The organism is Streptomyces flavotricini (genome assembly GCF_020639365.1).
Taxonomy (GTDB): Bacteria; Actinomycetota; Actinomycetes; order Streptomycetales; family Streptomycetaceae; genus Streptomyces; species Streptomyces flavotricini.
Genome location: NZ_JAINUL010000001.1, coordinates 5,817,028 through 5,832,303, shown reverse-complemented (window position 1 = coordinate 5,832,303; position 15,276 = coordinate 5,817,028). Strand labels below are relative to the sequence as shown.

Below are 15,276 nucleotides of genomic sequence, written 5' to 3'. Positions count from 1 at the left end.
TCGGGGGCGGTGACGGCGCGGGTGGCACGGCGGCGGGCACGCGGCGCCGGAGCGGCGGGCTCCTCGACCACCGGAGCGGCCGGAGCGGCGGGCTCGGCGACGGCCTCCGCGGCGGCAGGCGTCTCGGGGGCGGCCACGGCGCGGGTCGCGCGGCGGCGGGTACGGGCCGGGGCGGCGGCCGGAGCGGCCTCCTCGACGGCGGGGGCGGCCGGAGCGGCCTCGGCCTCGGTCACCGCGGCGGGGGCGACGGGCGTCCCGCCGGGCGGTCCCGCGGGCCGCGACGCGGCCCGGCGACGCCTGCGTGGAGGCAGGTTGTCGCTCGGGCTGCCGCTGTCGGCGCCACCGGTGGTGTTGTTGGTTTCGTTGTTGAGCATGCGGGCGGTTCTCCCGTCACGCTCCCGGGCGCCGCGGCTGACTTCCGGTCCGGCACGGTTCCGCGCCGATCAGCGCGGATCCGGCCTCCGGGGCGCGTTCGCCACACGGGAGCTGTAGTCCATGGCCGCCGGTTCCGTACGTCTTGTCCGTACGGCCTGGCGGAAGTCTTCAGGTCTGTGCGCGGCCCGACCCAGGTGGCTCCCGAGTGCCAGGGCTGCGCGACGACGACGATCCCTACGCGGCGGGACCTTCCGGCGCCTTCGCGTCGGCTGCTACGGCGGCCGTGGGTGGGGCGGCCGTGACAGCCTCGCGGTCGGGCGCGAGCGGGTCGGTCACCGTGCCGGACTCCTCGTCGAAGAGCCCCTGCGCCAGCCTGGTCACCGCTGCGGGGACCGGCGGCGCCAGGTCGGCCACAGCTTGGAGACCGGACAGGACGTCGTCGGGTCGAACGGCAGGTGTCAGATGCCGAACAACCAGCCGCAGTATCGCACAGGCATTGTCCGGCGTCCTATCAGCCGGCGCGGGAACCGTGACGAGGCTGACCACGGCGCCCCGGGTGTCGAAGGTGCGCATGCCGTTCTTGGTGCGGCGCTGCACCTCCACCGCCTCGGCGGCGAGGAAGGCCTCGACCGCCCGCTCGGCGTCGGCGCCCTCCACGCCTTCGAGCCGCAGCTCCCACACGGAGGCGGTCAGCCGGTCGGCGAGCCCGCTGGTACGGGCCTCGACGGCCTCGGTGATGTCGAGCCCGACCGGCATCGACTCGTCGAGCAGCTCGCGGAGCTTCTCGGGGTCGCGGGACTCGGCGAGCGCGATCTCCAGGTACTCGGCCTCGCTGCCGGTGCCGGTCGGCGCGGCGTTCGCGTACGACACGCGGGGGTGCGGGGTGAAGCCCGCCGAGTACGCCATGGGCACCTCGGCACGGCGCAGGGCACGCTCGAACGCGCGCTGGAAGTCTCGGTGGCTGGTGAACCGGAGGCGGCCGCGCTTGGTGTAGCGCAGTCGGATGCGCTGCACCACCGGTGCGGGGGGCGGGCCTTCGGGCTGTCGCTTGCCCAGTGGTTCTTCTCCTTGTGCGGGGCTCCGCGGCTCGCGCGTCGCCCTGAGGTCTGGTGAGCCGGCGCTCTCCGGCTCACCCTCGCTTGCGCCAGGAGATCTCGGGAGCGGAGGGCGTCTCGCCCACGGCTGTCGTACTACCCAGAGTACGCGCCCGTGACCTCGCCGGTTCCCGGGCGGGGCCCCCGAACAGGGCCTTTCGCACCTCGGCCCGGACTTCGCGGACGGTGTTGCGGACGGTGCGCCACACATCCCGTACGACATGTCCGACCGGTGTCAGTACGTGCCGGTACACCTGCGCCGCTGGCCAGCCGACGAGCACCCACCCGACCAGCCGGATCCCGCGCCACACGGCCCGGACGATCCGCCCGGCGACGTGCCAGGCCCAGACGAGCACCTGCCCGAGCGGCGCGAGCAGGTACCGGTGGAGGGCGGCGGCCAGCCATGCGATGCCGAGCCCGACGGGCCGCAGCAGGTACCGGTACAGGGCGCCCACGAGCCAAGCGAGACCCAGCCCGACGGGCCGCACCAGGTACCGGAGCGCCGCGGCCGCCAGCCGTACGAGGCCGTGCCCGACGGGGGTCAGCACGTACCGGTAGACCGTCGCGGCGAGCCGAACGGTGCCGCGGCCGACGGGCGTGAGCACATGGCGCCACAGCGCGACCCACGGCCAGACGAACAGGGTCATGCCGAGGGCCCACCCGATCCAGGTGACGCCCTTGGCGAGGGGCGCGAGCAGATGGCGCACGCCGCCGCGGCCGAGCCATGCCAGCGCCTCCCCGAACGGAAGCAGCACGTAGGCGGTCACGAACCGTCCGGCCGGCGCCAGCGCCTGGTCGTACAGGCCCCGCCACACCCACGCCAGCCCCTGCCCGACCGGAACGAGCACGTACCGCCACAAGCCGACCCAGGGCCAGACGAACACCAGCTTGAGCAGCACCGTCAGCACCAGGCCCATCCCGCGCAGAACGGGCTGCAGCACGTACACGGAGAAGGGCCCCAGCACGTGCCGCCGCACGGCCTGCGCGAGTGCGACGAGCAGATCCCAAACCACCCGTACGGGCAGTACGACGATCAACGCCACGATCTTGACGGGCACCCGGACGACGCCCACCAGGCATCCTTCGCCGCCGTCACCGGGAGGTCGCTTGTCGAGTTCCATACCCGTAGGACACGGGCGAGGCCCCCACCCGTTGCGGGTGGGGGCCTCTCGTGACTCAAGGGTTACTTCTCTTCACTTCACGACCGTCAGGGGAAGGAGCTTCTTGCCCGTGGGGCCGATCTGGATGTGGGTGTCCATCTGGGGGCAGACGCCGCAGTCGAAGCAGGGGGTCCAGCGGCAGTCCTCGACCTCGGTCTCGTCGAGGGCGTCCTGCCAGTCCTCCCAGAGCCAGTCCTTGTCGAGACCGGAGTCCAGGTGGTCCCAGGGCAGGACCTCCTCGTACGTGCGCTCACGCGTGGTGTACCAGGCCACGTCCACGCCGTAGGCCGGCAGCGTCTTCTCCGCGGCCTCCATCCAGCGGTCGTACGAGAAGTGCTCGCGCCAGCCGTCGAAGCGGCCGCCCGACTCGTACACGGCGCGGATGACGTCGCCGATGCGGCGGTCACCGCGCGAGAGCAGCCCCTCGACGATGCCCGGCTTGCCGTCGTGGTAGCGGAAGCCGATGGAGCGGCCGTACTTCTTGTCGCCGCGGATCTTGTCGCGCAGCTTCGTCAGGCGCGCGTCCGTCTCCTCGGCCGACAGCTGCGGCGCCCACTGGAACGGGGTGTGCGGCTTGGGCACGAATCCGCCGATCGACACCGTGCAGCGGATGTCGTTCTGGCCGGAGACCTCGCGGCCCTTGGCGATGACGTTGACCGCCATGTCGCCGATCTGGAGCACGTCCTCGTCGGTCTCGGTGGGCAGGCCGCACATGAAGTACAGCTTCACCTGGCGCCAGCCGTTGCCGTACGCGGTGGCGACCGTCCGGATCAGGTCCTCTTCCGAGACCATCTTGTTGATGACCTTGCGCATGCGCTCGGAGCCGCCCTCGGGGGCGAAGGTCAGACCGGAGCGGCGACCGTTGCGGGTCAGCTCGTTCGCCAGGTCCACGTTGAACGCGTCCACGCGGGTCGACGGCAGGGACAGGCCCACCTTGTCGTCCGTGTAGCGGTCCGCGAGGCCCTTGGCGATCTCGGCGATCTCGGTGTGGTCCGCGGAGGACAGCGAGAGGAGGCCGACCTCCTCGAAGCCCGTCGCCTTGAGGCCCTTCTCCACCATCTCGCCGATGCCGGTGATGCTTCGCTCCCGCACGGGGCGCGTGATCATGCCGGCCTGGCAGAAACGGCAGCCGCGGGTGCAGCCGCGGAAGATCTCGACGGACATCCGCTCGTGGACGGTCTCGGCGAGCGGGACCAGCGGCTGCTTCGGGTACGGCCACTCGTCGAGGTCCATGACCGTGTGCTTGGACACGCGGTACGGGACGCCCGACTTGTTCGGCGCGACGCGCGCGATGCGGCCGTCGGGCAGGTAGTCGACGTCGTAGAAGCCCGGCACGTAGACCTGGCCGGTCTTGGCGAGGCGGAAGAGGACCTCTTCGCGCCCGCCCGGACGGCCCTCGGCCTTCCACGTGCGGATGATCTCGGTCATGTCGAGGACGGCCTGCTCGCCGTCGCCGATGACCGCGCAGTCGATGAACTCCGCGATCGGCTCGGGGTTGAAGGCCGCGTGGCCGCCCGCGAGGACGATGGGGTGGTCGACCGTGCGGTTCCTGGCCTCCAGCGGGATGCCCGCCAGGTCCAGCGCCGTGAGCATGTTCGTGTAGCCCAGCTCCGTGGAGAAGGACAGGCCGAACACGTCGAAGGCGCCCACGGGGCGGTGGCTGTCCACGGTGAACTGCGGCACCTTGTGCTCGCGCATCAGTTCTTCGAGGTCCGGCCACACGCTGTACGTGCGCTCCGCGAGCACGCCCTCGCGTTCGTTCAGCACCTCGTAGAGGATCATGACGCCCTGGTTGGGCAGCCCGACCTCGTACGCGTCCGGGTACATGAGCGCCCAGCGGACGTCACACGAATCCCACGGCTTGACGGTGGAGTTGAGTTCACCGCCGACGTACTGGATGGGCTTCTGCACATGCGGGAGCAGAGCTTCGAGCTGTGGGAAGACCGACTCGGACATCACGCGACTTTCGTGAAGCTGGCAGGGGGCGACTCTCAAGCGTAACCCGAGGCGCAGCCGCCTCCTGCCGCCGTGATCGCCTCCTAGGCGCCCAGCTCGGCCCGGAGCGCGGGGTCGCAGGCTTGCCCCCATACGTCCGGAAGCTCCCGCTCACCCTGTGCGGCCAGGGCCTCCTCGCGGGCGTAGAGCACGCCCCAGGTAAAAGCGGACTCTCCCGCTCCGGCTGCCTGGGCGCCGAGTCCGCGCAGGGCCTCGCGGGCGACGACGCTGTCCTGGTGGTCGCCGAGCAGGCTCTGGACCGATTTGATGGCCTTGGCCAGCTGTTTCGCCGCGTCGCCTAGCACGGGGGTGGCCGCCTCCGCCGCGTAGCGGGCGCGCTTGGCGGCCTTGCGGGCCCCGTGGAGGGCCAGGTCACGCCCCTCGCCCGGGTCCAGGTCGAGGGCCCCGGCGACGCGGGTGGCGAGGCGTTCGTAGTCCTTGAGGACGGCCTTGGGCAGGACCCGGACGGCCGGCTTGGCCGCGCCGGGGAGCAGGGGCGGCTCGGCCAGCAGTGCGTCCAGGGCGTCGAGCAGGGCCGCGTACCTCTTGGCGTCGAGGGCGGCCAGCGCGCGGCGCCGGGTCGCCGAGCGGCGGGCGTTGTTCCACGTCCGCAGGCGGCCGCGGACGGGTCCGACCACGAGGGTGCGGGGAAGCCCGGTGACGTGGGTCTGGATGCGCTCGAAGAGGACTTCCTGGTCGCGGTCGAGGCCGAGCTCGGCGGCCAGCCAGCGGAGCTCCTCGCCGATCGGATCGGTGGCGGCGCGGTCGAGGACCTTGCGGTACGTCTTGAAGGCGCTGCGCGTCCGGCGGCAGGCGATCCGCATCTGGTGGACGGCGTCCGGCAGGTTGCGGCGGACCGCGGGGTCCTGCGCGACGAGCGCGTCGCGCTGTTCGCGCAGGTACGCGAGGACCAGCGCGCCCGCGGTGCCCTCGGCGCCGCCGGGGCCGGGCCTCGGCGGCGGCTCGGTGCCCGTCTCGGTGAGGGCCCGGGCGAGTTTGGAGGGGGCGTCGGAGACCTTGAGCCCGGCCTTGCGGAACTTCTTCTCGACGGCGTCGAGGAGTGCGGGATCGACGCCGTCGGCGAGTTCGACCTCGACCTCGGTCCACGCCGCGGCGGCCTGGTCCCGCTCGACGCGGACGGCGTCGGTCGAGAGCTCCGCGAGGAGGGCGCCTTCGGCGTCGAGGAGGTGCGTCACGCGGCGGGAGGACAGGAGCCGGACCTGCGGCTCCAGTGCGCCGTCGCGGACCCGGGAGCGGACGAGGGCGGCGAGGGCGCGCGGGAGGGTGTCGCTGAGGGGGGCGGTGACCTCGTCGCGGACGCCCGGGGAGACGGGCAGTTTGAGGTGCCAGCCGGCGTCCGCGCCGCCGGTGCGCCGCCGCAGGGTGAGGCCGTCCGCGGCGAGGCGCTGGTCGGGGGTGTCGTAGTAGACCGCGTCGAGGTCGATGGTGCCCTGGTCGGCGACGGCCGCGATCGCGGCCGTGCCGGTCAGGTCCGGGACTCCGCGGCGCGCGGCCTTGCTCGTCGTGAACTCGAATTTGCGCTCGATCTCGCGTTTCGTGTCCGCCATGCAACGAACTTAGTCCTGAACGGATCACCACGGCAGGGTGAACGGGAAATCGACGGCGGAACCGGCCGAAGATCGGCCCCGCTAGGCCGACATCGGCCGTTGCACCCTGATCGACTGCAGCAGTCCGACCGCCACCCACACCGCGAACATGGACGAGCCTCCGTAGGAGACGAAAGGCAGCGGCAGCCCCGCCACCGGCATGATCCCGAGGGTCATCCCGATGTTCTCGAAGGCCTGGAAGGCGAACCAGGCGATGATCCCGGCGCACACGATGGTCCCGTACAGCTCGGTGGTCTCACGGGCGATCATGCAGGCCCGCCAGAGGATGATGCCGAGCAGGACCAGGATCAGCCCGGCGCCGAGGAAGCCGAGCTCCTCCCCCGCCACCGTGAAGACGAAGTCGGTCTGCTGCTCGGGCACGAACTGGCCGGTGGTCTGCGAGCCCTTGAAGAGCCCGGAGCCGGTCAGTCCGCCGGAGCCGATCGCGATCCGCGCCTGGTTCGTGTTGTAACCGACGCCCGCGGGGTCGAGGTCCGGGTTGGCGAAGGCCGCGAAGCGGTTGATCTGGTACTCGTCGAGCACGCCGAGCTGCCAGATCAGGATGGCCCCGGCCGCGCCGGAGCCCATCAGCCCGACCACCCAGCGGTTCGAGGCGCCCGAGGCGAGCAGGACGCCGAGCACGATGACGACCATGACCATGACGGAGCCGAGGTCGGGCATCAGCATGACGATGCCCATCGGCGCGGCGGCCAGGCACAGCGCCTTGACCACGGTGCGGTGGTCGGGGTGGGTGAGGTCGCCCGCGTCCACCCGGGTGGCCAGCAGCATGGCCATGACCAGAATGATCGTGATCTTCACGAACTCGGAGGGCTGGAGCGAGAACCCGCCGCCGATCACGATCCACGCATGGGCGCCGTTGATGGTGGCGCCGAGCGGGGTGAGCACGGCGAGGATCAGCACCAGGGAGAGCCCGTACAGGATCGGCACGGCGCCGCGCAGGGTGCGGTGGCCGAGCCAGACCGTGCCGATCATCAGCACGAGGCCGATGCCGGTGTTCAGGGCGTGCCGGACCAGGAAGTAGTACGGGTCGCCCTGGTTGAGCTGGGTGCGGTTGCGGGTCGCCGACCACACCAGCAGGGCGCCGATGAAGGACAGGGCGAGCGCGGAGAGCAGTATCGGCCAGTCGAGCCGGCGCAGCACCGAGTCGCGCGAGGTCAGCTTGGCCATCGCGCCGCGCTCGGGCGCGTACCGGGATACGGAGAACTTGTTCGCGGTCTGCATCGGGGTCTCAGTCCTGCCGCGCGGCGGGCGGGGCGGGGGGACCGGCGAGCGCGGGCGCCGGTTCCTCCGGGGACGGGGGCACGTACGGCTTGATGTCGGGGGCGTCGATGGTGCCGTCGGGCCCGATGGTGGGGAGCTTCGCCTCCGGCTTGAGCAGGAAGGCCTTTTCGGTGTCCTGCTTGCCGGCCATGCTCAGACCGTAGATGGCGTTGTAGATGTTGCGGACGGCGGGTCCGGAGGCACCCGAACCGGTGCCGCCCTGGGAGATCGTCATCACGATCGTGAAGTCCTCGGTGTACGTGGCGAACCACGAGGTGGTCTGCTTGCCGTAGACCTCGGCGGTACCGGTCTTGGCGTGCATGGGGATCTGCTTCTGCGGCCAGCCGCCGAAGCGCCAGGCGGCGGTGCCGCGGGTGGCGACGCCCTCCAGGGCCTCGTTGATCTTACGGCGGGTGGCCTCCGTCATGGGCAGCTTGCCGTGGGCCTGCGGCGGGATCGGCTCGGTGTGCTTGCCGTCGGCGCTGATGACGGCCTTTCCGATGGTCGGGTTCCACAGGGTGCCGCCGTTGGAGATGGCCGCGTAGATGGTGGCCATCTGGATCGGGGTGACCAGGGTGTCGCCCTGTCCGATGGAGTAGTTGATGGCGTCACCGGCGCGCATGAGGTTGCCTTCGAGGCAGTTCTCGTACGAGAGCAGCTCGACGTAGGTGCCGCCCTTCTTGCCGGTCTTGCACCACATGTCCTTGTTGGCCTGCCAGAACTTCTGCTTCCACTCCCGGTCGGGGACCCGGCCCTTCTCCTCGCCCGGCAGGTCCACGTGGGTCTCGGCGCCCAGGCCGAACTGGTGGGCGGTCTTGTAGAAGATCTCGGCCGGGGGCTTCTTCGGGTGGAGTCCGCCGTCCTTGATCCACTGCTGGTGGCCGAGGGCGTAGAACACGGTGTCGCAGGAGACTTCGAGGGCCCGGCCGAGGGTGATGTTGCCGTGGCCCTGGGACTCGAAGTTCTTGAAGACCTGGCCGCCGATGGAGTAGGAGCTCGGGCAGGGGTAGTCCCCGTCGAAGTCGTACCCGGCGTTGACCGCGGCCGCGGTCGGGATGACCTTGAAGATGGAGCCCGGGGCGGCCTGGCCCTGGATCGCCCGGTTCATCAGCGGGACGTTGGACTCCTTGGCGGTGAGCTTGGCGTAGTCCTTGCCGGAGATCCCGCCGACCCAGACGTTCGGGTCGTACGTGGGCATGGAGGCCATGGCCACGACCCGGCCCGTCTTGGACTCCAGGACGACCACGGCCCCGGCGTCGGCCTTGTAGGGGACGCCGGTGTTGCGGTCGATCTGCTTGCGGGCCTCCAGCATGGCCGCGTTCAGCTCGAACTCGGCGACGCCCTGGACGCGGGCGTCGATGCTGGTCACGAGGTGGGCGCCGGCGACCGTCGGGTCGTTCTTGGCCTGGCCCATGACCCGGCCGAGGTTGTCGACCTCGTAGCGGGTGACGCCGGACTTGCCCCGCAGGGTCCGGTCGTACGTCCGCTCCAGGCCGAAGCGGCCGACCTGGTCGGAGCGCAGCAGCGGCGAGTTGGTGTTCTTGGCCTTCTGGATCTCCTCGTCGGTGACCGGGGAGAGGTAGCCGAGCACCTGGCCGGTGTTGGCGCCGCCGGGCGCGGGGTAGCGGCGTACGGCGGTGGGCTCGGCCGTGATGCCGGGGTACTCCTCGGGGCGCTCGCGGATCTGCAGGGCCTGCTGGGTGGTGGCTTCCGTGGTGACGGGGATCGGCTGGTAGGGCGAACCGTTCCAGCAGGGCTTGGGGGTCTGGGAGTCGCAGACCCGGACCTTGTTCATGACGTCCTGGGGCTTCATGTCCAGGACTCCCGCGAGCCGGGTCAGGACGCCCTTGCCCTTGTCCTTCATCTTCATCAGCGCGGTGCGGCTGGCGGAGACGACCAGGCGGGTCTCGTTGTCGGCGAGCGGGACGCCGCGGGCGTCCAGGATCGAGCCGCGGACGGCCGGCTGGACGACCTGCTGGACGTGGTTGCTCTTCGCCTCGTGGTAGTACTCGTCGCCGTTGCGGACCTGGAGGTACCACAGGCGCCCGCCGAGGGTGAGGAGGAAGGAGACGACGAGCACCTGCATGATCACGAGTCTGATCCGCACGCGGGACGTGCGGCCGGTCTCGGGGGCATTGGTCACGGGAGCTCCTCCCTCACAGCTTCTTGACGCTCTTCACACTCTTGATCGCCTTGACGCCCTTTATCCGGCCGGCCTTGTTGGCGCGGCCGCGCGCGAGCCCCCGCCGCAGGCCGCCGCGCTGGCTGCCGATGCGCAGCCCGGTGCCGCCGGCGAGCCAGCCGGAGGACACGTCGGCGGTCTTGGCCGGGCCGCCGTTGGCCTCCACGGCCATCGGGTCGTTCTCGGCGCGCCGGGCCAGCGCCATGATGAACGGCACGGTGAACGGGGCGAGCAGCAGGTCGTAGAGGGTCGCGGTGAACAGCAGCCCGGTGAGCCCGACGTGGCGGGCGGCCGTGTCGCCGACCAGGGCGCCCACCCCGGCGTAGAGCAGGGTGGAGCCGATCGCGGTGGCGACGACGGTCAGCATGGGGCCCCAGGCGGAGCGGAACCGCCCGGAGTCGGGGCGGGCCAGCCCGGCGGCGTACCCGATGACGCAGAGCACGAGCGCGTACCGCCCGGCGGCGTGGTCGGCGGGCGGGGCCAGGTCGGCGAGGAGTCCGGCGGCGAAGCCGATGAGCGCGCCGCTGAGGTGCCCGTACACGAGGGCGAGGGCGACGACGGTGAGCAGGACCAGGTCGGGTACGGCGCCGGGCAGTTGCAGCCGGCCCAGGACGGAGACCTGGACGACGAGGGCGACCACGACGAGCGTGGCCGAGAGCAGGATCCGGTTGAAGCGCATGGGGGTCAGCTCCTACTCGTCGGCCGGCTTGGCGGGCCCGGTGGCGGACGGCGACGGGGTGACCGTGACGGTGACCGTCGGGGTGGGCTTCACCTCCGGCTTGGGGGGCAGCACGGCGTCGCGCGGGTCCTCGCGCGGCGGCATGACGACGACGCCGACGATGTCCAGGCGCGAGAAGCCGACGAACGGGCGGACCCAGATGGTTCGGGTCAGATCGCCGCGCGAGGGGTCGACCTTGACGACCTCGCCGATCGGAACGCCGGGCACGAACGGCTTGTTGCCGCGGGAGCCGAAGGTCACGAGCCGGTCGCCGGGGTTGACCTTGGCCTTGCCGTTGAGCATCTGGACGGACAGCGCGCGGTCGCCCTGGCCGGTGGCGAAGCCGAGCTCGCCGGTCTTCTCCAGGCGGGTGCCCACGGTGAAGTCGGGGTCGTTGGCGAGGACGACCGTGGCGGTGTCGGGGCCCACGGTGGCGACCCGGCCGACGAGTCCCTCCCCGTTGAGCACGGTCATGTCGCGCTCGATGCCGTCCTTGGTGCCGGCGTCGATGGTGACGGTCCAGGAGAAGCCCTGGGCCGCTCCTATGGCGATGACCTCGGCGCCCTTGATGCCGTACTGTCCGGCGCCGGCCCGCTTGAGCATCTCGTCGAGCTCGTGGATGCGGCTGCGGGTCTGGTCGTCGCTGCCCAGCTTGGCCTTCAGGGCGGCGTTCTCGCGCTCCAGCGTGGCGATGCGGTTGTGCCGCTCGCCGGAGTCCCGTACGGCTCCTATCGCGTTGGCGACGGGGTCGACCGCGGTCGCGACGCCCTTCTCGACGGGGCCGAAGGCCGCTGCGGCGGCCTGCCGGGCGCCGTCGACCGGAGACTCCTCGCCTGCCCTGATGTCCACCGTGATCAATGCGAACGCGATGGCGATCAGAAGCACCAGGAGCAGCCGGCTCTCTCGTGTGTCCCTCACGTGCGGCGGCCGTGCCTTCCTCATCGGAAATTCTTTGGTCTGTATATCAACGATCCGCCGCACGGGCGCGGCAGCACCCGTACGGCGGATCCTTGTGTTCCGCATGGCCCCCGGACGGGGGTCTGTGTCACCGCCGGGGCTGGGCGTCCAGAACCTGCTGGAGTGCTTCGAACTCCTCCACGCACTTGCCGGAGCCGAGGGCGACGGAGTCGAGCGGGTCCTCGGCGATGTGGATCGGCATGCCCGTCTCGCGGCGCAGCCGCTCGTCGAGGCCGCGCAGCAGGGCGCCGCCGCCGGTCAGCACGATGCCGCGGTCCATGATGTCGCCGGAGAGCTCGGGCGGGCACTTGTCGAGGGTCGTCTTGACCGCGTCGACGATGGCGTTGACCGGCTCCTCGATGGCCTTGCGGACCTCGGCGGCGGAGATCACGACCGTCTTCGGGAGGCCGGAGACCAGGTCCCGGCCGCGGATCTCGGTGTGCTCGTCCTTGTCGAGGTCGTACGCCGACCCGATGGTGATCTTGATCTGCTCGGCGGTGCGCTCGCCGAGGAGGAGCGAGTACTCCTTCTTGATGTGCTGGATGATCGCGTTGTCGAGCTCGTCGCCGGCGACCCGGATGGACTGTGCCGTGACGATTCCGCCGAGGGAGATGACGGCGACCTCGGTGGTGCCGCCGCCGATGTCCACGACCATGTTGCCGGTGGCCTCGTGGACGGGCAGGCCCGAGCCGATGGCGGCGGCCATGGGCTCCTCGATGATGTGCACCTGGCGGGCGCCGGCCTGCGTGGACGCCTCGATGACGGCGCGGCGCTCCACTCCGGTGATGCCGGAGGGGACGCAGACCACGACGCGCGGACGAGCCAGGTAGCGGCGCTTGTGGATCTTGAGGATGAAGTACCGGAGCATACGCTCGGTGATCTCGAAGTCGGCGATCACGCCGTCCTTGAGGGGCCGTACGGCGACGATGTTGCCGGGCGTCCGGCCGATCATCTTCTTCGCCTCGGAGCCGACCGCCAGAATGCCGCCGGTGTTCGTGTTGATGGCGACCACGGACGGCTCGTTCAGGACGATCCCCCGGCCCCTCACGTACACCAGCGTGTTGGCGGTCCCGAGGTCGATCGCCATGTCACGGCCGATGAACGACATGTTGTTCCCCTTGTTCCCCATGAGGAGCGTCTGGCCTTCCAGTTGATAGCGGCTGCTGTCAGGTCGGCGAGGTGGGTGTGTGGGTGGAGGCCCCATCGTAGTGCCGCAAGTGTGAACACCGCGCGACGGGACTCCGGCAATCCCGCCGGAACGGAAACCCGCCCCCTTAGTGGTGACGACGTGTCCTGCTCATGCGTTCCCGCTCGCGCCCGGTAATACCGAAGGGCGACCGAAATTACTTCGGTCGCCCCAGGTCATGAGCGCTATTCGGCTGATGTTACGTCAGGAAGGACTCATCAGAGGGAGGGGAAGAACAGCTTCAGCTCGCGCTCCGCGGACTCCTCGGAGTCCGAGGCGTGGATCAGGTTCTCCCGGGTGATGGTGCCGAAGTCCCCCCGGATGGAGCCGGGCGCCGCGGCGATCGGGTCAGTGGGTCCGGCCAGCTGGCGGACACCCTCGATCACGCGTTCCCCTTCCACCACGAGGACCACGACCGGGCCGCTCGCCATGAAGCCCATGAGGGGCTCGTAGAAGGGCTTGCCCTTGTGCTCGCCGTAGTGGGTCTCCAGGGTCTCCTGGTCCAGCGTGCGCAGCTCCAGAGCGGGAACGGTCCAGCCGGCCTTCCGCTCGATGCGGCCGATGATCTCGCCGATCAGGCCTCGACGGACGGCGTCGGGCTTGAGGATGACGAGCGTGCGCTGGGTCATGTTGCGGCTCCTTGCGGCATACGGGTGCGGTCCGACGAGGCTACAGGGAGTCAACGGGGCCCCTGCGCGGAGCCCCGGGCCCCGCACGGCCGGGGCCGCCGCTCCGGCCGGGGCCGCGCCGCCTCAGGCCTGGGCCTCGCCCCGGGCCTCGTTCTGGGCCGCCCAGCGGGCCTTGATCTCGTCGATCTTGGTGCCGTAGTGCACCGAGCACCACCACAGGCCCGCGAACGCCGCGCCGAGGAAGAACATCATCGGGACGACGAACCCGCTCAGGATCAGCCCGATCTGCAGTGCCCAGCCGATCTGGACCGCGCCCGGGCGCGACAGCATCCCGCACAGCAGCACCGACAGCAGCATGGCGATCCCGCAGACCGTCCATACCGTGGCCTGCGTCAGGTCCGGGTTCTTCATGGCGACCAGCCCGGCGAAACCGATCACGAAGAACTCGCCGATCAGCGTCGAAGCACACAGCGTGCGCATCCCTCAGCCCCTCTTCAGCAGCAGGCGGGCCTCGCCCACCGTGATCACGGAACCGGTCACCAGGACCCCGGCCCCTCCGTACTCGGCCTCTTCCTCCGCGAGGGTGATCGCCGCCTCCAGGGCGTCGTCCAGCCGCGGCTCCACCTGCACCCGGTCCGGCCCGAAGACCTCGACCGCCACGGCCGCCAGCGCGTCCGCGGACATCGCCCGGTGGCTGGAGTTCTCCGTGACCACGATCTCCGCGAAGAGCGGCTCGAAGGCCTCCAGGACCCCCTTGACGTCCTTGCCCTCGCTCGCCGCCATGACCCCGATCAGCCGGCTGAAGCCGAAGGCCTCGGTCACCGCCTCGGCCGTGACCTGTGCGCCCGCCGGGTTGTGCGCCGCGTCCAGGACCACCGTCGGGCTGCGCCGTACGACCTCCATCCGGCCCGGCGAGGTCACCGAGGCGAAGGCCCGGCGCACGGTCTCCAGGTCCAGCTCCCGCGACTGCTCGGCGCCGACCCCGAAGAAGGCCTCGACGGCAGCCAGGGCCACCGCCGCGTTGTGGGCCATGTGGGCCCCGTACAGCGGCAGGAAGATGCCGTCGTACTCGCCGCCCACACCGCGCAGCGTCAGCATCTGCCCGCCGACCGCCACCTCGCGCGAGACGACGCCGAACTCCATGCCCTCGCGGGCCACCGTCGCGTCGACCTCGACGGCCTTCTTCAGCAGCACCTGCGCCGCGTCCACCGGCTGCTGCGCCAGGATCACGGTGGCGTCCTGCTTGATGATGCCGCCCTTCTCCTGGGCGATCTCGCCTGGCGTGGAGCCGAGCCGGTCCGTGTGGTCCAGGCTGATCGGGGTGACCACCGCGACCGCGCCGTCGATCACGTTGGTCGCGTCCCAGGTGCCGCCCATGCCCACCTCGACGACGGCCGCGTCGACCGGTGCGTCCGCGAAGGCCGCGTACGCCATGCCGGTGAGCACCTCGAAGAAGGACAGCCGGAACTCCTCGGAGGAGTCGACCATCTCCACGTACGGCTTGATGTCGTAGTACGTCTCGACGAAACGCTCGGCGCTGATCGGGGCCCCGTCGAGGCTGATCCGCTCGGTGACCGACTGCACGTGCGGGCTGGTGTAGCGGCCGGTGCGCAGCTCGAAGGCGTTCAGCAGGGCCTCGATCATGCGGGCCGTGCTGGTCTTGCCGTTGGTGCCGGTCACGTGGATGGAGGGGTACGCGCGCTGCGGTTCGCCCAGGACGTCCATCAGCGCGGCGATGCGCGTGACGGACGGCTCCAGCTTGGTCTCGCCCCAGCGGGTGGAGAGCTCCTGCTCCACCTCCTGGAGCAACCGCGCCACCTCCGGGTCGAGGGGCTGCGACGATGCCGGGTCGCCCTGGGGCGGTCCGGCCTGGGCGCGCAGGGTGCGACTGCCGGCCTCGATCACCGCCAGGTCGGGGTCGCGGTCGGACTCTTCGGCCACGATCCGTTCGAAGAGATCGGAGGTCTCGTCGCGGTCGTCGGGTCCGTTGCTCTCGGGCTGCTGCTCACTCACGGGGCCAGTCTACGGACGGGGGGCCCGGGGACTTTCGACCCGGCCGTTTCAGGACCTTCGGCGGCCATTGCGACCGGAT

Annotated in this window: 13 protein-coding genes; all 13 read right to left on the bottom strand. The window is 70.9% G+C overall.

Features of this window, described 5'->3' with window-relative positions:
- The coding region (locus tag K7B10_RS26520) for a hypothetical protein (protein WP_229339753.1) at nt 1-374 on the bottom strand (374 nt) is incomplete at its 3' end.
- Between the two features lie 235 nt (nt 375-609).
- Complete coding sequence (locus K7B10_RS26515) at nt 610-1,389, bottom strand: TIGR03936 family radical SAM-associated protein (protein WP_229345429.1); 780 nt, start codon at nt 1,387-1,389, stop codon at nt 610-612.
- A 115-nt stretch (nt 1,390-1,504) separates the two neighbouring features.
- Entirely contained in the window at nt 1,505-2,590 is a 1,086-nt protein-coding gene (locus tag K7B10_RS26510) for a hypothetical protein (RefSeq protein WP_229339751.1), read from the bottom strand.
- Between the two features lie 72 nt (nt 2,591-2,662).
- Complete coding sequence (locus tag K7B10_RS26505) at nt 2,663-4,588, bottom strand: TIGR03960 family B12-binding radical SAM protein (protein ID WP_229339749.1); 1,926 nt, start codon at nt 4,586-4,588, stop codon at nt 2,663-2,665.
- Nucleotides 4,589-4,668: 80 nt separating this feature from the next.
- Nucleotides 4,669-6,192, bottom strand: coding sequence for a CYTH and CHAD domain-containing protein (locus K7B10_RS26500; RefSeq protein WP_229339747.1), 1,524 nt, complete (start codon nt 6,190-6,192; stop codon nt 4,669-4,671).
- Between the two features lie 81 nt (nt 6,193-6,273).
- Nucleotides 6,274-7,473 carry a rod shape-determining protein RodA gene (gene rodA, locus K7B10_RS26495; protein WP_229339745.1) on the bottom strand — a complete coding sequence of 400 codons (1,200 nt, stop codon included), beginning with the start codon at nt 7,471-7,473 and terminating at the stop codon, nt 6,274-6,276.
- Between the two features lie 7 nt (nt 7,474-7,480).
- Nucleotides 7,481-9,655 (bottom strand): penicillin-binding protein 2, encoded by a 2,175-nt coding sequence (gene mrdA, locus K7B10_RS26490; protein ID WP_229339743.1) that lies wholly within the window; start codon nt 9,653-9,655, stop codon nt 7,481-7,483.
- A gap of 13 nt (nt 9,656-9,668) precedes the next feature.
- On the bottom strand, nt 9,669-10,373 hold the full coding sequence (mreD, locus tag K7B10_RS26485; protein WP_229339741.1) for a rod shape-determining protein MreD: 705 nt from the start codon (nt 10,371-10,373) through the stop codon (nt 9,669-9,671).
- A gap of 12 nt (nt 10,374-10,385) precedes the next feature.
- Nucleotides 10,386-11,330, bottom strand: a complete 945-nt coding sequence (gene mreC / locus K7B10_RS26480) for a rod shape-determining protein MreC (protein WP_229339739.1) — start codon at nt 11,328-11,330, stop codon at nt 10,386-10,388.
- Nucleotides 11,331-11,457: 127 nt separating this feature from the next.
- On the bottom strand, nt 11,458-12,477 hold the full coding sequence (locus K7B10_RS26475; protein WP_008738981.1) for a rod shape-determining protein: 1,020 nt from the start codon (nt 12,475-12,477) through the stop codon (nt 11,458-11,460).
- Nucleotides 12,478-12,773: 296 nt separating this feature from the next.
- Nucleotides 12,774-13,184, bottom strand: coding sequence for a nucleoside-diphosphate kinase (ndk, locus tag K7B10_RS26470; protein ID WP_229339737.1), 411 nt, complete (start codon nt 13,182-13,184; stop codon nt 12,774-12,776).
- Nucleotides 13,185-13,307: 123 nt separating this feature from the next.
- The gene (locus K7B10_RS26465) at nt 13,308-13,664 is read right to left on the bottom strand and encodes a DUF4233 domain-containing protein (RefSeq protein ID WP_229339735.1); all 357 of its coding nucleotides are present in this window, start codon (nt 13,662-13,664) and stop codon (nt 13,308-13,310) included.
- A gap of 3 nt (nt 13,665-13,667) precedes the next feature.
- A complete protein-coding gene (folC, locus tag K7B10_RS26460; protein WP_229339733.1) occupies nt 13,668-15,197 on the bottom strand; it encodes a bifunctional tetrahydrofolate synthase/dihydrofolate synthase in 1,530 nt (509 codons plus the stop codon).
- Nucleotides 15,198-15,276: the final 79 nt, after the last annotated feature.